This is a genomic window from Pseudomonas sp. JL23 (assembly GCF_056933585.1).
Genome location: NZ_CM167795.1, coordinates 4,995,276 through 5,014,611 on the forward strand (window position 1 = coordinate 4,995,276; position 19,336 = coordinate 5,014,611).

Here is a 19,336-nt window from a genome sequence, read left to right on the forward strand (position 1 = left end):
TCGTCGCCGGGTCCTGATGGGCCTCGGCGCCGCCGGTGCCGCACTGGCAGGCAGCAGTCTGGCGGGCAATGCCCTGGCCGCGACCGCACCTGCCCAGGTCGCCGAAGCACCGCCCAGCGACAAGACCCAGGATCACAACACTTTCCATGGCCAGCATCAGACCGGCATCGTCACGCCGCGCCCGGCTGCGGGCATGCTGGTGTCGTTTGACGTGCTGGCCCAGGACCGCGACGACCTTGAGCGCCTGTTCCGCACCCTCAACGAGCGCATTGCCTTCCTGATGACCGGCGGCGCCGTGCCCCAGGTTGATCCGAAACTGCCGCCGCTGGACTCGGGCATCCTCGGACCGGTGGTCACGCCGGACAACCTGACCATTACCGTTTCGGTGGGCGAGTCGTTGTTCGACGAACGCTTCGGTCTGGCTGGCGTCAAGCCCAAGCGCCTGATCCGCATGGTCGGTTTCCCTAACGACGCGCTGGAAAAGGACTGCTGCCACGGCGACCTGAGCCTGCAGTTCTGCTCCAACACCCCGGACACCAATATCCACGCCCTGCGTGATGTGATCAAGAACCTGCCTGACCTGCTGCTGGTGCGCTGGAAACAGGAAGGCACGGTCCCGGCACAGGCGCCGAAGAAGGCCAGCGAACCTGCTGAAAGCGCGCGCAATTTCCTCGGTTTCCGCGACGGCTCGGCCAACCCGGACTCCAACAACCAGAAGACCATGAACGAAGTGGTCTGGGTCCAGCCGGGCAGCGACGAGCCGGCCTGGGCGGTACATGGCAGCTATCAGGCAGTGCGCATTATCCGCAACCTGGTCGAGCGCTGGGATCGTACGCCGCTGCAGGAACAGGAAGGCATCATCGGCCGGGTCAAGACCACCGGTGCACCGATGGACGGCCACAAGGAAACCGACATCCCCGACTACGTCGCCGATGCCGCAGGCAAGAAAACGCCCATGGATTCGCACATTCGTCTGGCCAACCCGCGCACCCGTGAGAGCCAGGCCAACCTGATCCTGCGTCGTCCGTTCAACTACTCCAATGGCGTGATGAAGAACGGCCAGCTCGACATGGGCCTGTTGTTCATTTGCTACCAGCATGACCTGGAGAAAGGCTTTATCACCGTGCAGACCCGCCTTAACGGCGAGCCGCTGGAGGAATACCTCAAGCCTGTGGGCGGCGGTTATTTCTTCACCCTGCCGGGCGTGGTCAATGACCAGGACTTCATCGGTCGCTCGCTGCTGGCAGCGTCGGCCCCTCCGTCAACAAAAACTGCTTGAACCCACAACCCTTAACCGGAAACCATCCATGAAAAAGACGCCTCTCGCTTTGCTGCTTACCCTGGGCTTGCTCCAGACCCCATTGGCCGCCTTCGCCGCAACCGCGCCGCTGGATCTGGTGGGTCCGGTTTCGGACTACAAAATCTATGTGACTGAGGAAGTCGGCAAACTGGTCGATGAAACCCAGAAGTTCACTGATGCAGTGAAGAAAGGTGATATCGCCACCGCCAAGAAACTGTACGCGCCAACCCGCGTTCACTACGAAGCCATCGAGCCGATCGCAGAGCTGTTCAGTGACCTGGACGCCTCTATCGACTCCCGCGTCGATGACCATGAGCAAGGCGTAAGCGCTGAAGACTTCACCGGCTTCCACCGTCTGGAATACGCACTGTTCTCGCAGAACAGCACCAAGGACCAGGCTGCCTTGGCCGACAAGCTGATGACTGACGTCAAGGACCTGCAGACCCGCATCGCCGGCCTGACCTTCCCGCCCGAGAAAGTCGTCGGTGGTGCAGCTGCACTGCTGGAAGAAGTTGCCGCGACCAAGATCTCCGGTGAAGAAGACCGCTACAGCCACACTGACCTGTATGACTTCCAGGGCAACGTAGACGGCGCGAAGAAAATCGTTGACCTGTTCCGTCCGCAGATCGAGAAGTCCGACAAGGCTTTCGCTGCCAAGGTCGACAAGAACTTCGCCACCGTGGACAAGATCCTGGCCAAGTACAAAACCAAGGACGGCGGTTTCGAGACTTATGACAAAGTTAAAGAAAACGACCGCAAAGCCCTGGTTGGCCCGGTCAACACCCTGGCTGAAGACCTGTCCACCCTGCGTGGCAAACTGGGTCTGAACTAAGACTCGGTGCCGGACAGCCGCAAGGGTTGTCCGGCCTGTTAAATGCCTGTGGGACCGGCTTTAGCCGGGAAGGCGTCATTGCTGCTCAGCGGTAACTCAGTAAATGTACCGCCCCATTCCCGGCTAAAGCCGGTCCCACGGACATCATTCCAATCAAATCCCGCTAAACCAGTTATACCCCTGATCTTCCCAATACCCGCCCAGGTTCTCGTTGCTGACGATAATCTCGACGATATGCTTGGGATTCTTGAAGCCCAGTTTGGTCGGCACCCGCACGCGCAGTGGATAACCGTAATCCGGTGGCAAGGCGACTTCACCGAAGTCCAGTGCCAGCAAGGTCTGGGGATGCAACGCCGTGGGCATGTCCAGGGTCGAGTAATAGCGATCCGCACACTTGAAGCCGACATAGCGCGCCGTGGTATCGGCGCCGACGGCTTCGAGGAAGGTCTTGAGCGGCACCCCACCCCACTGGCCAATGGCGCTCCAGCCTTCGATGCAGATCAGCCGGGTAATATCCGTGCGTTGCGGCAGCTTGCGCAGGCCGTCCAGGGTCCAGGATTGTTTGTCCCGCACCAGGCCCGAGACCGCCAGTTTGTAGTCGGAGATATCCAGGTCCGGCACGTTGTACTCGGGGTAGAACGCGTTGAACGGGAACGGATTGGTCAACTGCGCCTTGCTGTAGACCGGTGCCAACTTTTGCCCGCTGAACAGCCAGGCCTGGACCCGGTCATTCCAGCGCGACATGGCCCACAACGCCTTGTCGACCTGATCGCCGTCCTGCAGATTGCAGCCGGTGAGCATGGCCATGGCGCCGACGGTCAGGCCGCCACGCAGGAAGGCCCGGCGCTGGATATTGGCCAGTTGCGTCTGCTGCGCCGGTTCCAGGCGAACGGCCGAGGTGATGCGCTTGCGCGGTTTATTCATGGCCTTGCTCCGCAGAATGACGCCCGCCGGTGATCATCGGCAGCAGGGTCTTGGGCACCAACAGCACCAGTGCCAGATGCACGACGACAAAGGCGCCGATGGCGGCCATGGCAACGAAATGCACCTTGCGCGCGGTGTCGAAGCCGCCCATCAAGGCCGCCAGTTCCTGAAACTGCACCGGCTTCCAGATCGCCAAGCCCGAGAGCACGATCAGCACCCCCATGGCCAGTACCAGCCAGTACATCAGGCGCTGCACGGCGTTATAGCGCCCGTGCTCATGGACCAGACGAAAGCGCAATGCAGCGATCAGGTCACGCTTCACCGCATTCGGCGAGACGGGCAACAGGTCACGCTTGAAATGGCGGCTGAACAGGCCATACAGCACATAGATCATCCCATTGATCACCAACAGCCACATCACGGCGAAGTGCCAGGCGATAGCGCCGCCGAGCCAGCCACCGAGGGTGAGGGATTTGGGAAAGGTAAAGGCGAACAGGGGCGATGCATTGAAGATCTCCCAGCCGCTCATGAACATACAGGTCATGCCGATGGCGTTGAGCCAATGGGTCAGGCGCACCGGCCAGGGATGAATGCGACGAGGTTTCATCGGGATCTCCTTGTAGGCGCACCGAGCCTGCCCGCGAAGGGGTGCAGGCAGGCCAGGTGCAGGCATCACTCAGCTTACATCGGCGGAGTGAAACCATCCTTGCCAACGGCTACGCCACGGGCGCTCTTGCCGTCATCGGCCGGGAACAGCACGATCTTGGCGCCGGCCTTCAGCTCGCTGCGCTCACCCGGTTGCACGTAAGCAATCGGCACGTCTTGCGGAACCACCAGCTGCTTCTCACCGCCTTTGTACTGCACGGTCAGGGTCCGGCCATTGGCTTTGGACAGTTTGCCCACAGTGCCATTGGTCATGGTGCCGGTGGTGCCATCAGCATTTTCCCAACCGTAGTGACCTTCGCCGCTGCCCTTGAGGCTGGCCTCGAACACGGTCACCTCCAGGGCCTTGAGGCTGCCGTCGGACTGCGGGATGGCGGCGGAACCGACAAAGCTGTCGGCCTTGATCGAGTCCAGGTCAGTCTTGGAGATCAGGCGGATACCGGTCTTGTCGGTCAGCATGATGCTCTGGTGCTGACCGGCGCGAGTGGTGTAGTTCAGGGTATCGGCCTGAACGCTGTCGATGGTGCCGCGCAGCGGCTTGACCACCGGCATATCGGCTGCCTGTGCGGCAATCGCGGCGCCGAGCATGAGCAAGCCGAACGTGGTGTGCAATGCAGTCTTCATCAAAGATTCCTTGGCAGGGTTGAATGTGTACCGATCATTGCGCGGCTACCGGCACTCAGGCATGACCGGGGCGTGACATTTTTGTCATTTAACCGGACGACCACGCAGGTCGTTTAAGTCGCTCAAAGGGGTTGACAACATTTCTGACTATTGGTTACGTCGGGCTGTCAGTTGATAAACACAACCGGCAAAGGTCTGGAACAAAACGGGCACTTAACTCAATCGATATAAACAGCAAAGTTATCCTGCAGGCGCAATTGCGCATTGCACGGTGGCGGCTATCCAAAATAAAAATGGAATTTTTTATGCCAAGTAAATTTTGTAAATTTAATACTTTTTTCGTAGCACTTTTTCTTGCGTATTCTGGCTCAGCTATGAGTTCAGGTCACCCGATGGCTTTTCTTCATGCTGACGGGCATGCAGCGCAATCAATTACGCCGAAAATAATGGAAGTAGAACAGACTGAGCCTGTGGCTATTGATTTGCCGGACGAACTGAACAAGATCAGGGTAGTCTGGAGATTGGCGAGTCTGTGAAGTACTACAGCTTTACGGCTATCCGAGGGCAAAAGGTGATGATTCGTGAGATTCGCTATAACGATCAGCAATCTCCGTGGAAAATCGAGTATAAGGTTGATCAGCATTGGACGATTGTGACACCCGGCAAGTCCGAAATCACAGATACGCTAATCCCCAATCAGCAGGTGAAGGTTAGAATCTCAAACGACCCTGGAAAACCAGTCCCACCTGGGACGCCTTATGAACTGCAAATCAGTTCGGCCCCTTATCTCGTCAATCACAGGGTTATCGGGGATGCTGATCGCTATGCCATTCACTTCCCTGTTTATAAATTCGTCAACACCTTCGAATGGTTTACCCACGTGCGTGACTCAACAGGCCACCCTCTAAAAGGAGTCACTATCGAGCTACGTATGGATATAGATGATCAATCCCCCTTGGGCGGCCAGGTTTACCGCAAAGACAGTAATCAGGGTGGAGCCATGCTTACCAACATCACCCTACCCGCCTGCGTGGGTAGGTATACGACGACTCCATTCGTAGGCGTGTTCGACTTCAGGACCAAATGGCAACTGACTTACAACATCGGCAATTGGTACATGAGCCCTGAAGGTAATGAAGAGGGAGGAGTTGGCAGACGATACGGTGATCGCGTGCCATTGGTACATATTTGCACCCAAAAAATAGTCGGGTAATACATAACTAAATTGACCATGCTGACGGAAAGCCATCCGTCAGCTGGTCTGCGCCTGTTTTATCAAAAACGAGAGAAATACCGTGCAAATTTTCCATTCATTCCGTCAATTGTACGATCGACGAAACTGATCAACGCCCGGGCATACTGGACAGCGTGTGATTTAAATTCAGAATGCTCATTTGCCAGCTTGGAGAACAAGCTTATTTCATCCGAACTTAATTTACCCAATGGCGAACACGCTCTTAACTCACCTGTTTCACCCACTGAAAAACGTACATCCTTCGGATTTAATCCTGCCGCAACCAACTCTTTTTGCAAATCATCAGCAATCGAGTCCATGTCTCGGGCCAGTGCGCTGGCATAACTCTTCATCTTATGTATTTTCTCATACTCATAACTTTTCCAGCTCGACGTGTTGGAGATAGTTGTACCACCACTTGCACCCTTGGTAACCACTTGCCTTAATTCAGACTCATGATAAACCGCCCCTTCCGGAGTTCCCGGCTCGCTCATCACTCGCAGGCAATCCTCCTCGATACCTTTATCGAGAACAACGCCTTCTCTTTTCGCTTTGTAGTAGGCGGCTTCCACCGCCTGTTTATAAGTATGGTTTGGGTTGATGTTTATACACAACGTCATGGTTATTCCTCATTATCAGCGGTTCCAGTCGGCTTAACGGCAGCCTTCAAAAAACGCTGACCTGACAATGAGGAAGGGGACTTCTGCATTTCGTGTATGAAAAGACTTACGCCATGGATGGTGGGGGCGGATTTATCCGCGAACACTGCATTTCAAACGATGAATTTATGCCGAATGAAGCGGCGTTTTTCAAGGTAGTTGTCGCGTCGGCGGTGTTGCTATGCCACTTTCACGATCACGCTGAGCTCCCTTTCAGGATTTAGATAGACCGTTCCGATCGGACTCCAATTGCGTGTTTCAGCGGACCATCGTTCAGGCTTTTTCTCTCGGGCGAGTCGGTAAACATCATGACGGCGGGCAAGTATTTCCTTGTCCTTGCCGTCATGCCGCTGGGTCGGTGTGACGAAGCGGATTCGGCTATGGCGATGCACTGTGTTGTACCAAGTCATGAAGTCTCTGACCCAGGTACGCGCCTCGTCCAGGCCTCCAAACCCATTCACGGGCCATTGCGGACAATATTTCAACGTCCTGAACAGCGACTCCGAATAGGGGTTGTCGTTGCTGACGCGTGGCCGTCCCCGCGAAGGTGTTATTCCCAAATCGTGCATTTTGGACAGAAGCGTCACCGACTTCATGGGCGCTCCATTATCCGAGTGCAGCACCAACGGTTGGCGCCAGCACTGCTCCTGGGTCACGCTTCGTTGCAGTAACGCTGCTGCCTTTTCCCCGCTTTCTGCTTCGTAGACCTCCCAGCCCACGGCTTTGCGGCTGTAAATATCCTCAATCAGGTAGAGGTAGTAAAACTGCCCGCGAACCGGCGAGGGTAAGTAGGTGATGTCCCATGACCACACCTGATTGGCCGATGTTGCTGCATACGTCGTGGGGGTTGCACGGTGCTGTGGACGTTTGGCGCGCGAGCGATGCTGTTGCTGACCTGCTGTGTGCAACACCCGGTAAAAAGTAGCTTCCGAGGCCAGATAGCGTCCCTCATCAGCCAGCTGCGGCACGATCTGGCTCGGTGGCAGATGCGCATAAGCCTTGCTGCTGCACAGCGTCACGATACCTTGGCGCTCCAGCTCGCTGAGTGCATTACGGGGTGTTGGCCTGAGCGTCGTGGTGCGCCCATCGGCAAGGACTTCCAGCGGCAAGCTCCAGCGCTGCAAAGTTCTCAGGGAAATGCCGACTTCCTGACAAGCAGGCGCCCTTCGGGCGCCCGCGGTAATGGCTTCATTGAGCCAACTCACGAGTAAATACCGTTCTGGCAACAAGGTCAGCTGTCCTCGTCGTCGTTCCCCCAGTAGGCATTGAGCTTTTTTCGCAGTACCAACAAGGCTGCTGTTTCAGCCAGCGCCGCGTCTTTACGTCGCAACTCACGCTCCAGAACACGGATACGATTTTTATCCTCGCGCGCTTGTCCGACCTCTGCTCTTTTAGCGGTCGGCTGATTAGAGCTGTTGGTGATAAACGCGTTACGCCAGGCCGCAATTTGCTCGGGAAAAATTCCCTTGCGACGGCAGTACTCGCCCAGCTCCAGCTCAGACAGGGGCGATGTTTCGATGATCACCGTCAGTTTGGATTCGGCTGACCAATTCTCCGACGGTTGCTTGGTTTCGGACAATTGAGTTCCTTGCGCCGCAGCTTGTTTGCGCCATTGATAGAGAGAAACATCGCTGCACCCCTCACGCCGTGAGACCTCTTTTACAGAGAGACTCAGGGGCGGGAGCATCATTCTCAGCAGTGATGCTTTTCGTTCGGGTGAGTAGAAAGACATGACCATACTCTTGCCGCCCCCGGAATGCGTTTAAGAATTCGCAGAGGCGACAACTATCCTGACACCGGGGGGAAGCGGCCACTTCGCGAATGAATTCGCGCCCACCATTGGACATCACCCCGCACTCGATGACAGAAATGTAACCGACAAGCGCCGACCACTTGGTTAGACTTCAAGCCCCGCTGCACCAGACGGCCTGTGCCATGCATATCCTCCTCATCGAAGACGACACAAAGACCGGCGAGTACCTGAAGAAGGGCCTTGGCGAGTCCGGCTATAAGGTGGATTGGGCTCAGCATGGGGCCGATGGCCTGCATCTGGCTCTGGAGAACCGCTATGACCTGATCGTGCTGGATGTGATGCTGCCCGGCATAGATGGCTGGCAGATCATCGAAGTGCTGCGGGCCAAACAGGACGTGCCGGTGTTGTTCCTGACCGCACGGGATCAGTTGCAGGACCGCATCCGTGGCCTTGAACTGGGCGCCGATGATTATCTGGTCAAACCGTTTTCCTTTACCGAACTGCTGCTGCGCATCCGCACCATCCTGCGTCGTGGTGTGGTGCGCGAGGCTGATCATTTTCATCTGGCCGATCTGGAACTGGATTTGTTGCGCCGACGGGTCACCCGCCAGCAGCAGGTCATCGTCCTGACCAACAAAGAATTTGCGCTGTTGCATCTGTTGCTGCGTCGCGAAGGCGACGTGCTGTCACGGGCGCAGATCGCCTCGGAAGTCTGGGACATGAATTTCGACAGTGACACCAATGTCGTCGATGTGGCGATCAAGCGTCTGCGCAGCAAAGTCGACCTGCCCTTTGCGGTCAAGCTGATTCATACCGTGCGCGGCATCGGCTACGTCTGCGAGGTGCGGCCATGCGAGCCCGACCGCCCAGCCTGACCCTGCGCTCGACCCTGGCCTTTGCCTTGGTGGCGATGATCAGCGTCGGCAGCGCTGGCATGTTCCTGTACGAAACCACCAAGGCCACGGTGCTGGAACGCTCCGATGGCAGCGTACTGGCGCGCCTGGATCACTTTCGCAAGCTACTGCGTTATGACCTGACGCTCGATCAGCTGATGGCCAGCCCGCAGTTGTTCGAGAACATGCTCAATAACGAGGACGACATTTTCATCCTCGGCGAACCGGGCAAGGTGCCGGTGATTCAGGTCAATCCGCTGCAAGCCCGATTGCCGAGTCTGGAAACCGTCAAACAGGATCAACCGCTGCATATCTCCGATCTGCGCAGCGGCGCCAGTCCCCAGGGTATTCCCCTGCGGGCAGCATCGGTGCAGGTACTGGCCAATGGTATTGAGCTGCATCTGCAGGCCGCCCATGTCCTGACCAGGGAAATGGCCATGCTCGCGACCTTTCGCCAACGCATCTATGCCGCCATGGCCATGGCTTTCCTGATCACCGCGCTGCTCGGTTATGTGCTGCTGCGCCGAGGCCTGCGCCCCTTGCGGGATATGGCCGCCCATGCTGGCGCCATTACCCCGGCGCGCCTGCACAACCGCCTGGATTACCACGACACCCCCGTGGAACTGCACCAGTTGGGTGAGGCCTTCAACGCCATGCTCGACCGCCTGCACGACGGTTATCAGCGCCTGACCCAGTTTTCCGCCGATCTGGCCCATGAAATCCGTACCCCGGTGGGTTCGCTGATGGGGCACTGCCAAGTGGCCTTGCGTCAGCCGCGCAGTGCCGATGAATATCAGGCCTTGCTGGCGTCGAATCTGGAAGAGCTGGAGCGGATATCGCGGCTGGTCGAAAGCATCCTGTTCCTGGCCCGTGCCGATGAAGCGCAGTCGGTACTGGAACGCCAATCCCTGCAACTGCATGACGAACTGCAACGGGTCGCCGGGTATTTCGAAGGCCTGGCCGAAGAACGTCAACTGACTCTGCACACCCAGGGCGACGGCAGCGTACAGGCCGACCCAACCCTGCTGCGCCGGGCCTTGAGCAATCTGGTGGCCAACGCCATCCGCTATGCCGACCCGGACAGCACCATCACCCTGCGCATCGCTCAGGGGGACGGACACTGCCTGATCGAAGTGGAGAACCAGGGCCCGGTGCTGACCCAGGCGGCTCTGGACAAACTCTTCGACCGCTTCTACCGCGGCGACGCATCACGCAACCAAAGCTCCGACTCCAACGGCCTTGGCCTGGCCATTGTCGCCGCCATCATGCATTTGCACGGTGGGCGGGTCAGCGTGACGCAACCCGCCTATGGCCGGATCTGCTTTAGCCTGGCGTTTCCGGTACTGCGCTGACCGCCTCAGGACTTCTTGTCGTGGTTGATCGTCAGCGTATAGAACGTCGCCGCCCCGCCTTCGGTGGCATATCCGGTGTTGTCCTGGGTATAGACCCCGGCCTTGAAGTACAGCTGCTTGCTGCCCCAGGACGGATCGAGAGCGGTACTCCAGTAGAAGTTGGCGGCGTTGATGCTCAGATTACCGTTGGCCGTGAGGTGGATGGTGTAGGTGAAGCGCTGATTGAGCTTCACACCGGTAGCGATCTCTATCACCAGCGGCTCGGAAGTCGGCGTCGGGCGAAACTTGGCGACGATGTTGCCGGTCGCGGTTTTCTCCTTGTACTGGTACTCCAGTTTCACCAGCGGCTCAGTGCTCTGGTAGCAATGGATCTGGCCGATGACGATCTTGCCGGTGGACGGCACTTGGCTGACCATCAGTGCCGCCCGCAGAAAGTTGTCAGCCTGGGAAAACAGCCAGTTGTGCACGCTGCCATCGGCATTGGTCTCGCGCAGTTCGGTGCGCGGGTAGATGGCGTTGTCAGTCTTGCTGCCGGTGACCGGAGCCCAGAAGAACAACGTGTCGCCTGAGCGGAAATAACCATCCTGGTAACCCTGGACCAGACGCGGGGTGGCAATGGTCAGGGCGGGTGTGCCGACGGGGACTGAGAGATTCCAGGTGGCGAGATCGATCATGACAGTAGCTCGTTGGTGCGCTTTGCGCACCGGTTCAAGGTTTCGGACCGGTGCCTGCAACACCGGATTTGTGACCTCACGGCTATCGGCTGAATCGTTTATTTTTTAAACAGGGAAGTCGCCAAGAAACTGGCGAAAAAGCCCCTATAGAGGAGCTATGCCATTATTTTGAGATTACATTTGCTGGGAGATAAGAAACGGGGGTTTGAGTGCAGGCATTGAAAGCCGTGGCGGAGCGTCAGTAGAGTGGCGTCATTTTTTTGATGACGGCGAGGCGGATTTAGCGAAAAATAGTTCCTGAAAAACGTCATTTACCGACAAGCGGTCATACCCAACACTGGCTCTAGTGCCTGCGGGAGCGAATTTATTCGCGAATACTTTCAGCCGACACATATCTTTTGATACTCGGCCCTCTTCACGGATGAATCAGTTCCCACAGAATCGCGGTGACGAAGCGAATGTCACCTCAGCGCTGATACCTGCGCACTACGCTGGTATTACCCAGCACATGCCCCTTGATCCGCGTGCGCAATTCGCTGGCTGTCAGCCCCGCCTCAAGGGCATCGGGCGCCAGGTCAAGGGCATAGAGCTGAATCACATAATGGTGCGGGCTATCGCCTATCGGCGGACATGGGCCCAGATAGGTCGTCACGCCGCGGGTGTTCTTGCCGCCGACACCGGGCAGCTTACCCTCGCCGCCAACGTTCTCGGCCAGCTTGCTGAGATCGGCAGGCAAACCGTAATGCACCCAGTGATCGACACCCAACCCCTTCTGGCCGTCAGGGTCCTGCAGGATCAGGGCAAAACTTTGGGTCCCGGCCGGGACCTGGCCCCAATGCAGCGCCGGGGAGACATTGTCACCGCCGCAATCACCGGCGTTGCTGGCGTTCTCGCGACTGAAAAAAGCGCCATCGCCCGCCCCCGGAGTCTGCACGTTGAAAGGTTCGCCAGCCTCGGCCAAGCCCGTCAGGCCCACTAGCAGAGCGCCGGTCACCCACCAGCTGCGGCGCAGATATCGCGATAAACCGTGCATACACATCCCTCGTCAGATCAGCCCGTCAGGATAGGCCATCCCGGTGAACAATGAGTTAACGCCGCCGCTTGGCATTTTTCATTTGACGGCAGGCATTTGTTACGGGATATTTAGTTAGCTTCCTAATAATGTCACACCTAGCAATATGAAGCCTAACTATTCACTTCGCGCCAAATGGTCCAGCCATGCAACTCGATCTCCTGCAAATGAACGTCACCGGCGGCATGGTCGCAGCGTCTCGCCAATGGCGACGCATTTGCCAGACCACGCTGGGTTCTTCCGGTGTGTCCGAAGCGTGTGCAGCACCGCTGTTGATGATCATGCGCCTGGGTGATGGCGTGCGTCAGGTCACCGTGGCCCACGCCTGCGGGATGGAAAGCCCGTCTCTGGTGCGCCTGCTCGATCAGCTGTGCAAGGCCGATATCGTCCTGCGCAGCGAAGACCCCACCGATCGTCGCGCCAAATGCCTGAGCCTGACCGACAGTGGTCGCACCATAGGCCTGAAGATCGAGAACGAGTTGATCCGCCTGCGCCGAGACGTACTGCAAAACGTCGCCCCGGCCGACCTGTATGCAGCACTGCGGGTGTTCAAGGCTTTCGCCGATGCCACCAACCCGGATAACCCGGAGGCGCAGTGAAAGGCTTTTTCGATGGTGTGCCACCGGCGCGGGACTGGGTCTATGGCGTGCGCACCTTCGCTGCGTCCATGCTGGCGCTGTATATCGCCCTGATCATGGAAATGCCCCGTCCTTACTGGGCCATGGCCACGGTCTATATCGTCTCCAGCCCTTTCGTCGGCCCTACCAGCTCCAAGGCGTTGTACCGTGCCCTGGGCACCCTGGCCGGGGCAGCGGCTTCGGTCTTCATCGTGCCGATGTTCGTGCAGACCCCGTTTCTGCTCGCGGTAGTAATTGCCCTGTGGACCGGCACCCTGCTGTTTCTGTCCCTGCACCTGCGCACGGCCAACAGCTATGCATTGATGCTGGCCGGCTACACCATGCCGCTGATTTCCCTGCCGGTGGTGGATAACCCCCTTGCAGTGTTCGATATCGCCGTAGCCCGTACCGAAGAAATTTTCCTCGGCATCGTCTGCGCCGCCGTGGTCGGCAGCATGTTCTGGCCGCGACGTCTGGCTCCGGTGCTGCACGACGCCACCGCCAAATGGTTCAGCGACGCTTCGGCCTACAGCGACCGTTTTCTCAGCCGCACGGCTCAGGCCGAGGCCATCGCCGCCCTGCGCACGGCCATGGTCACCACCTTCAATGGTCTGGAAATCATGATCGGTCAGTTGGCCCATGAAGGCGCTCGGCCCCAGACCGTACGCAATGCCAAGGAGCTGCGCGGGCGGATGATCCACCTTCTGCCGGTGATGGACGCCCTCGACGACGCCCTGTGGGCACTGGAGCGGCGCACTCCGGAACAACTGGCCAATCTCGCACCGCTGCTGATCGAGACGCGGGCTTGGCTGGAAAACACCGCCCAAGGCCCGCAGGATCAACAATGGCGCGCCCTGCACGCCGAGCTGGAACGCCTGCAACCCACCGCTACGCAATTGGATGATCGTCGCCAACTGGTGCTCTCCAACGCGCTCTATCGCCTGGGCGAATGGATCGACCTGTGGCAGGACTGCCGCAGTCTGCAATTGGCCATCAATACCGACGACCCGTCGCCGTGGCGCGCGGTCTATCGGCACTGGCGCCTGGGGCGACTGACGCCGTTCCTCGACCGCGGCCTGATGCTCTATTCAGTCGCGACTTCGGTGCTGGCAATCATCGTCGCGTCGGTACTATGGATTCTGCTGGGCTGGCAGGACGGTGGCGCCGCCGTGGCCCTGGCCGCCGTGGCGTGCAGTTTCTTCGCCGCCATGGACGACCCGGCGCCGCAGATCTACCGGTTTTTCTTCTGGACGCTGCTCTCGGTACTGTTCGCCAGCCTGTATCTGTTCGTGGTGCTGCCCAACCTGCATGACTTCCCGATGCTGGTCCTGGCCTTCGCCGTGCCGTTCATCTGCGTCGGCACCCTGACCGTGCAACCGCGCTTTTACCTGGGCACCCTGCTGACCATCGTCAACACCTCGTCCTTCATCAGCATCCAGAGCGCCTACGACGCCGATTTCCTCAACTTTCTCAATTCCAACCTGGCCGGGCCGGCAGGTTTGCTGTTCGCCTTTATCTGGACCCTGGTAATGCGCCCGTTCGGCACGGAAATGGCCGCCCGACGCCTGACCCGCTTCAGCTGGAAGGACATCGTTGCCCTGACCGAACCCGCCACCCTGGCCGAACATCGGCGCATGGGCGTGAAAATGCTCGACCGGCTGATGCAGCACCTGCCGCGCCTGGCCGCCACCGCCCAGGACACCGGCATTGCCCTGCGCGAACTGCGCGTGGCGCTGAATCTGCTCGACCTGCTGGCCCACGTCCCCCGGGCCCATGCGGCGCAACAACTGTTACTGCGCCAAGTGGTGCATGAGGTCGGCGCCTATTTCAAGACCTGCCTGAAAGCCCGCGAACGCCTGGTGGCGCCCAAGGGTCTGCTGATGACCATGGACCGCGCCCGCCGCGCTCTGAGCAGTCAGGCCCTGGCCGATGATCCTTCGCGCCTGCACTTGCTGCACGCCCTCAGCGGCCTGCGCCTGGCGTTGCTGCCGGGTGTGGAGATCGTCGACGTGGCCAGCGAGCCGGAAGAACAACCGCCCTATGGCATTGATGGAGCCCCCATATGATCGGTGACCTGGATATCAGCGGGGTCTTCGTTCCGACCTTTCTGGCACTGATGGGCATCGCCTACCTGCTGTTCGTGCCGCTGCACGCCCTGTTGCTACGGGCGCATTTTTACCGCCTGGTCTGGCACCGGGCCTTGTTCAACGTCTGTCTCTACGCCCTGCTGCTCGGCGCCGTGGACACCCTCAGTCGATATCTGATGACATGAAAAAACCGCTGCTGACTTTGGGCCGTGTGGTCCTGACCCTGCTGATCGTGATCTTTGCCGCCATCGTCGTCTGGCGCATGGTGCTGTACTACATGTATGCGCCCTGGACCCGCGACGGACATATCCGCGCCGATATCATCCAGATCGCCCCGGACGTGTCCGGGCTGATCCAGAAAGTCGAAGTGACCGACAACCAGCCGGTACGCAAGGGCCAGGTGCTGTTCACCATCGATCAGGACCGCTTCCGTCTGGCCCTGCGCCAGGCCCAGGCCACCGTGGCCGAGCGCAAGGAAACCTGGGAACAGGCTCAGCGCGAGAGTAAACGTAACCGTGGCCTGGGCAACCTGGTCGCCCGGGAGCAACTGGAAGAAAGCCAGTCCAAAGAAGCCCGCGCCCTGTCAGCGTTGAATGAATCCCAAGTGGCGGTGGATGCTGCACAGCTGAACCTGGACCGCTCGGTGATCAAGAGCCCGGTAGACGGCTACCTCAACGACCGCGCACCTCGCGAGCACGAATTCGTCAGCGCCGGCCGCCCGGTGCTGGCGGTGGTGGACAGTAACTCGTTCCATATCGACGGCTACTTCGAGGAAACCAAGCTCGACGGCATTCATATCGGCCAGGGCGTGGATATCCGCGTGATCGGCGACAACGCCCGTCTGCGCGGCCATGTGGTGAGCATCGTCGCCGGTATCGAAGACCGTGACCGCACCAGCGGCAGCAACCTGCTGCCCAACGTCAACCCGGCGTTCAGCTGGGTACGCCTGGCCCAACGCATTCCAGTGCGTATTGCCTTCGATGACGTGCCCAAGGACTTCCGCATGATCGCCGGACGTACCGCCACGGTGTCGATCATCGATGACAGCAAGGCACACAAAGACGGCGCTGCCGCCCCAGGAGCCGTGCAATGAAACGCAGCACACCCCTGACAGCTCTCTGTTTCAGCATGCTGCTGGCGGGCTGCCAGATGGTCGGCCCGGATTACCACCTGCCCAAGGACGCCGCCGTCAATCGCCCGGATTTGCAGGGCGAACTGGCTGGCACCTCGGTCAATGTAGTCTCGGCGCCGGTTCCCCAGGACTGGTGGCGCCTGTATCAGGACCCGCGCCTCGACGCTCTGGTACAGCAGGCACTGGCCTCCAATACCGACCTGCGCGTCGCCGCCGCCAACCTGCAGCGGGCCCGCTATCAGAATGCCGAGGCCGAGGCCGCCGGTGGCTGGAGCGGCAAGGCCAGCGCAGCGGCAGAACGCCTTCAGGAGTCCGGGCAGGCCTTCCTGTTGACGGAGAAAGTCCCGGTGGCCAATATCGGTGATGTCGGCATCAGCACTTCGTACCAGTTCGATCTTTTCGGCACCCTGCAGCGCGGCATCGAGGCGAGCCAGGCCAATATCGATGCGAGCCAGGCTGCCGCGGACACGGCGCGGATCACCCTGGTTGCCGATGTGGTGCGGGCCTATACGCAGATCTGCGCGGCCAACGAAGAACATGAAATCGCCCTGCACTCCCTGGACCTGCAGCAGCAGAGCGTGAACCTGACCCAGCGCCTGCGCGATGCCGGGCGCGGCGACGAGACTCAGGTCACCCGCTCCCAGACCCAATTCAAGTCCCTGCGCGCCGAACTGCCGCGCTACCAGGCCGCGCGGCAGACCGGGCTGTATCGCCTGTCGATGCTGCTGGCCAAACCTCTGGAGCAACTGCCAAAAGACGTCGGCGACTGTAATGAGCTGCCCCATATCGCCCAAGTCATGCCGGTGGGCGACGGCGCCTCGCTGTTGGCCCGCCGTCCGGATGTGCGCCAGGCCGAGCGACGTCTGGCGATGTATACCGCAGGCATCGGCGTCGCTACCGGCGAGCTGTATCCGAGCGTCAGTATCGGCGCCACCGTGGCCACCGTGGGTATCCTCGACGATCTGGGCAAGCCTTCGACCAACCGCTGGGGCTTTGGCCCGCTGATCAGCTGGACTATCCCCAGCAATGGCTCCCGCGCTCGCATCCATGAAGCCGAAGCCTCGACCCAGGCCGCCCTGGCGCATTTCGACGGGGTGGTGCTCAACGCCGTGCGTGAAACCCAGACGAGCCTTGCCGAGTACACCGCCCTGCTGGAACGCCGCGACGCCCTGGCCGATGCCGAGGCCTCCGCGCAACAGGCCGCCGACCAGACTCACCGTTTCTATCAGGCCGGTCGCGCTTCCTTCCTCGCCGACTTGCAGGCGACCCGTACCTACACCGATGTACGCGCCCAGCTCGCCGCCGCCAATACTCAAGTGGCCATGGGGCAGATCAACCTGTTCCTCGCATTGGGTGGGGGTTGGGAGGCAACGCCCGCCGCGCCGAAGAAATAGCCTTGTCGGCATGCAGCGAGGACCGGTGGGAGCGGATTTATCCGCGAAGACAATGGTGAGAACGATGCAAATGTGTCGATACTACCGGCCTCTTCGCGAATAAATTCGCTCCTACCCTGTCCTATGGGTTTTGACCCCCTTTTAAAAGACGGAGCCCCCATGCGCACTCTCGAACTGGCAGGCAAGAATGTACCGGTGATCGGCCAAGGCACCTGGCATATGGGTGAGAATCCGGCGCAAGGCTCGGCCGAGATTTCGGCGTTGTGCCAGGGCATCGAACTGGGCATGACCCTGATCGACACCGCCGAGATGTATGGTGAAGGCGGTGCCGAGGAAGTGGTCGGCAAGGCCATTGCCGGACAGCGCGACAAAGTCTTCGTGGTCAGCAAGGTCTACCCGCACAATGCCAGCCGCCAGGGCGTCGCCGCTGCCTGCGAACGCAGCCTGCGCCGCATGAAGACCGACTACATCGACCTCTATCTGCTGCACTGGCCCGGCCAGCATCCCCTGGAAGAGACCGTCGAAGCCTTCGAACGCCTGCGCGCCAGCGGCAAGATCGGTCGCTGGGGCGTGTCCAATTTCGACGTCGCCGATATGTTCGAGCTGGGCGAACCGGCCTGCGCCACCAATCAGGTGCTGTACAACCCCGAAGCCCGGGGTATCGAGTTCGACCTGTTGCCGTGGATGCAGACTCAGCGCATGCCATTGATGGCTTACTGCCCGATCGGCCAGGCGGGCAATCTGCTGCATCACCCCGAATTGCTCAAGGTCGCCGCCCGGCACAACGCCAGCGCCGCGCAAATCAGCCTCGCCTGGGTATTGCGCAATCCAGGCGTCGTGGCGATTCCCAAAGCGGTGGATCCGTTGCATCTGCGCCTCAATGCGGCAGCAGTCGATTTGCAACTGACGGACGAAGACCTGCGCGACCTCGATCGCGCCTGGCCAGCACCCATGCGCAAGCAGCGCCTGTCTATGGTCTGAACGCAGCCGCAATGCAGTAACAAGAAGCAACAAACTGACACAAAACTGAAATAACAGCTTGTCATGCTCCGGACACATTTCAGATTGCCAAGGATTGGCAGCCTCCCGTCCAGCGAGCAACCATGAACCAAAGCATCGTCCAGAATCAAAAGGATTCCGATCTCTTCGGCCTGCTTTACGGTTTCCGCTTTCGCCCCGGCGAAAGCGGTCGGGAAATCGGCTCGGCGACCGCCCTGGGTTGCCTGCGCGAACCGGAAGATCCCGAGGAATTCATCTGGCTGCACCTTAACCTGGCCCATGCCGGTTGCGAACGCTGGATGAAGTCCAATCTGGATCTGCCCGAAGAGTTCTTCGAAGCGCTGCACGAAGGCTCGCGCTCGACCCGCATCGAACACGTCGACTCAGCCCTGCTGGCGGTGGTCAACGACGTGGTCTTTGACTTCAACATGGTGTCCACCGATATTTCGACGCTGTGGGTCTGCACCCTCGGCCATTTGCTGATCACCGCGCGTCTGCAACCCTTGCGCTCGGTGGACAAACTGCGTTCGTCGGTCAAGCGCGGTGAACAGTTCCGCTCGCCCCTGGAGCTGCTCGTACACCTGTTGCGCGATCAGGGCGAAGTGCTGACCCAGTTCCTGCGCAAGACCAGCATCAGCGTGGACAAGATCGAAGACCAGTTGTTGTCCCAGCGCTTGAGCGCCAATCGCTCGGAACTGGGCGCCATGCGTCGGGTGCTGGTGCGCCTGCAACGCCTGCTGGCCCTGGAGCCCGGCTCGCTGATGCGTCTGCTGCACAAGCCGCCGGTGTGGCTGCTGGAGGAAGACGTGCAGGAACTGCGTCAGTCCACCGAGGAATCCTCTCTGGTGATCAATGACCTCACGGCCCTGGGCGAGCGGATCAAGCTGTTGCAGGAAGAAATCGCCGCCAACCTCAACGAGCAGAGCAGCCGCACCTTGTACACCCTGACCGTGGTCACGGTACTGGCCCTGCCGATCAATATCGTCGCCGGTTTCTTTGGCATGAACGTCGGCGGCGTACCATTGGCCACTGATCCGAACGGCTTCTGGGTGCTGGTGGCGGTGGTTGCCAGCTTCACCCTGATCACCGCCCGCTGGGCGTTTCGCAAGCGTTCGGATTGATTGTGG

General features: G+C 59.6%; 20 protein-coding genes. 13 read left to right on the plus strand and 7 right to left on the minus strand.

What is annotated here, in order from left to right; all coding sequences use genetic code 11:
- The first annotated feature begins 16 nt into the window (after positions 1–16).
- The gene (gene efeB / locus AC1Z24_RS23075) at positions 17–1,279 is read left to right on the plus strand and encodes an iron uptake transporter deferrochelatase/peroxidase subunit (RefSeq protein WP_483746695.1); all 1,263 of its coding nucleotides are present in this window, start codon (positions 17–19) and stop codon (positions 1,277–1,279) included.
- Positions 1,280–1,307: 28 nt separating this feature from the next.
- The gene (efeO, locus tag AC1Z24_RS23080) at positions 1,308–2,132 is read left to right on the plus strand and encodes an iron uptake system protein EfeO (RefSeq protein ID WP_259102259.1); all 825 of its coding nucleotides are present in this window, start codon (positions 1,308–1,310) and stop codon (positions 2,130–2,132) included.
- Between the two features lie 153 nt (positions 2,133–2,285).
- On the opposite strand, the gene AC1Z24_RS23085 is transcribed toward efeO, so the two are convergent.
- The 3 genes from AC1Z24_RS23085 to AC1Z24_RS23095 all read right to left on the minus strand — a co-directional run bounded on the left by AC1Z24_RS23085 (position 2,286) and on the right by AC1Z24_RS23095 (position 4,343).
- Positions 2,286–3,056 carry a molybdopterin-dependent oxidoreductase gene (locus AC1Z24_RS23085; RefSeq protein WP_483742858.1) on the minus strand — a complete coding sequence of 257 codons (771 nt, stop codon included), beginning with the start codon at positions 3,054–3,056 and terminating at the stop codon, positions 2,286–2,288.
- Positions 3,049–3,663 carry a cytochrome b/b6 domain-containing protein gene (locus AC1Z24_RS23090; protein ID WP_483742859.1) on the minus strand — a complete coding sequence of 205 codons (615 nt, stop codon included), beginning with the start codon at positions 3,661–3,663 and terminating at the stop codon, positions 3,049–3,051. Before AC1Z24_RS23090 ends, AC1Z24_RS23085 begins: the two co-directional genes overlap by 8 nt.
- A gap of 74 nt (positions 3,664–3,737) precedes the next feature.
- A complete protein-coding gene (locus AC1Z24_RS23095) occupies positions 3,738–4,343 on the minus strand; it encodes a hypothetical protein (protein ID WP_483742860.1) in 606 nt (201 codons plus the stop codon).
- A gap of 305 nt (positions 4,344–4,648) precedes the next feature.
- Between AC1Z24_RS23095 and AC1Z24_RS23100 the strand changes: the two genes are divergently transcribed.
- Complete coding sequence (locus tag AC1Z24_RS23100) at positions 4,649–4,879, plus strand: hypothetical protein (protein WP_483742861.1); 231 nt, start codon at positions 4,649–4,651, stop codon at positions 4,877–4,879.
- Entirely contained in the window at positions 4,876–5,556 is a 681-nt protein-coding gene (locus AC1Z24_RS23105) for a hypothetical protein (RefSeq protein ID WP_483742862.1), read from the plus strand. Before AC1Z24_RS23100 ends, AC1Z24_RS23105 begins: the two co-directional genes overlap by 4 nt.
- A gap of 62 nt (positions 5,557–5,618) precedes the next feature.
- Here AC1Z24_RS23105 and AC1Z24_RS23110 read toward each other — a convergent pair whose 3' ends face one another.
- Positions 5,619–6,197 carry a hypothetical protein gene (locus AC1Z24_RS23110; protein WP_483742863.1) on the minus strand — a complete coding sequence of 193 codons (579 nt, stop codon included), beginning with the start codon at positions 6,195–6,197 and terminating at the stop codon, positions 5,619–5,621.
- Between the two features lie 218 nt (positions 6,198–6,415).
- A protein-coding gene (locus tag AC1Z24_RS23115; protein ID WP_483742864.1) for an IS3 family transposase occupies positions 6,416–7,968 on the minus strand; the annotation gives its coding sequence in 2 pieces (ribosomal slippage) (positions 6,416–7,506 and positions 7,506–7,968; 1,554 coding nt in all).
- Positions 7,969–8,171: 203 nt separating this feature from the next.
- Between AC1Z24_RS23115 and AC1Z24_RS23120 the strand changes: the two genes are divergently transcribed.
- Both AC1Z24_RS23120 and AC1Z24_RS23125 read left to right on the plus strand, forming a co-directional pair.
- Complete coding sequence (locus AC1Z24_RS23120; RefSeq protein ID WP_483742865.1) at positions 8,172–8,864, plus strand: heavy metal response regulator transcription factor; 693 nt, start codon at positions 8,172–8,174, stop codon at positions 8,862–8,864.
- A complete protein-coding gene (locus AC1Z24_RS23125) occupies positions 8,840–10,234 on the plus strand; it encodes a heavy metal sensor histidine kinase (RefSeq protein ID WP_483742866.1) in 1,395 nt (464 codons plus the stop codon). Before AC1Z24_RS23120 ends, AC1Z24_RS23125 begins: the two co-directional genes overlap by 25 nt.
- Before the next feature lie 5 nt (positions 10,235–10,239).
- On the opposite strand, the gene AC1Z24_RS23130 is transcribed toward AC1Z24_RS23125, so the two are convergent.
- Both AC1Z24_RS23130 and AC1Z24_RS23135 read right to left on the minus strand, forming a co-directional pair.
- Entirely contained in the window at positions 10,240–10,908 is a 669-nt protein-coding gene (locus tag AC1Z24_RS23130; RefSeq protein ID WP_483742867.1) for a polysaccharide lyase family 7 protein, read from the minus strand.
- A gap of 466 nt (positions 10,909–11,374) precedes the next feature.
- Positions 11,375–11,941: a YbhB/YbcL family Raf kinase inhibitor-like protein gene (locus AC1Z24_RS23135; RefSeq protein ID WP_483742868.1), complete on the minus strand. Its 567-nt coding sequence runs from the start codon at positions 11,939–11,941 to the stop codon at positions 11,375–11,377.
- Positions 11,942–12,126: 185 nt separating this feature from the next.
- Here AC1Z24_RS23135 and AC1Z24_RS23140 point away from each other — a divergent pair, with 185 nt between their 5' ends.
- From AC1Z24_RS23140 to AC1Z24_RS23170, 7 genes are all read left to right on the plus strand, one after another.
- Positions 12,127–12,579: a MarR family winged helix-turn-helix transcriptional regulator gene (locus AC1Z24_RS23140; RefSeq protein ID WP_483742869.1), complete on the plus strand. Its 453-nt coding sequence runs from the start codon at positions 12,127–12,129 to the stop codon at positions 12,577–12,579.
- Complete coding sequence (locus AC1Z24_RS23145) at positions 12,576–14,663, plus strand: FUSC family protein (protein ID WP_483742870.1); 2,088 nt, start codon at positions 12,576–12,578, stop codon at positions 14,661–14,663. Before AC1Z24_RS23140 ends, AC1Z24_RS23145 begins: the two co-directional genes overlap by 4 nt.
- Complete coding sequence (locus tag AC1Z24_RS23150) at positions 14,660–14,869, plus strand: DUF1656 domain-containing protein (protein WP_259102282.1); 210 nt, start codon at positions 14,660–14,662, stop codon at positions 14,867–14,869. The genes AC1Z24_RS23145 and AC1Z24_RS23150 overlap by 4 nt, the downstream gene beginning before the upstream one ends.
- On the plus strand, positions 14,866–15,777 hold the full coding sequence (locus tag AC1Z24_RS23155) for an efflux RND transporter periplasmic adaptor subunit (protein ID WP_483742871.1): 912 nt from the start codon (positions 14,866–14,868) through the stop codon (positions 15,775–15,777). The genes AC1Z24_RS23150 and AC1Z24_RS23155 overlap by 4 nt, the downstream gene beginning before the upstream one ends.
- On the plus strand, positions 15,774–17,210 hold the full coding sequence (locus AC1Z24_RS23160; protein ID WP_483742872.1) for an efflux transporter outer membrane subunit: 1,437 nt from the start codon (positions 15,774–15,776) through the stop codon (positions 17,208–17,210). The genes AC1Z24_RS23155 and AC1Z24_RS23160 overlap by 4 nt, the downstream gene beginning before the upstream one ends.
- Positions 17,211–17,369: 159 nt before the next feature.
- Positions 17,370–18,191: an aldo/keto reductase gene (locus tag AC1Z24_RS23165; RefSeq protein ID WP_483742873.1), complete on the plus strand. Its 822-nt coding sequence runs from the start codon at positions 17,370–17,372 to the stop codon at positions 18,189–18,191.
- Between the two features lie 122 nt (positions 18,192–18,313).
- Positions 18,314–19,330 carry a transporter gene (locus tag AC1Z24_RS23170; RefSeq protein ID WP_483742874.1) on the plus strand — a complete coding sequence of 339 codons (1,017 nt, stop codon included), beginning with the start codon at positions 18,314–18,316 and terminating at the stop codon, positions 19,328–19,330.
- Positions 19,331–19,336 lie beyond the last annotated feature (6 nt).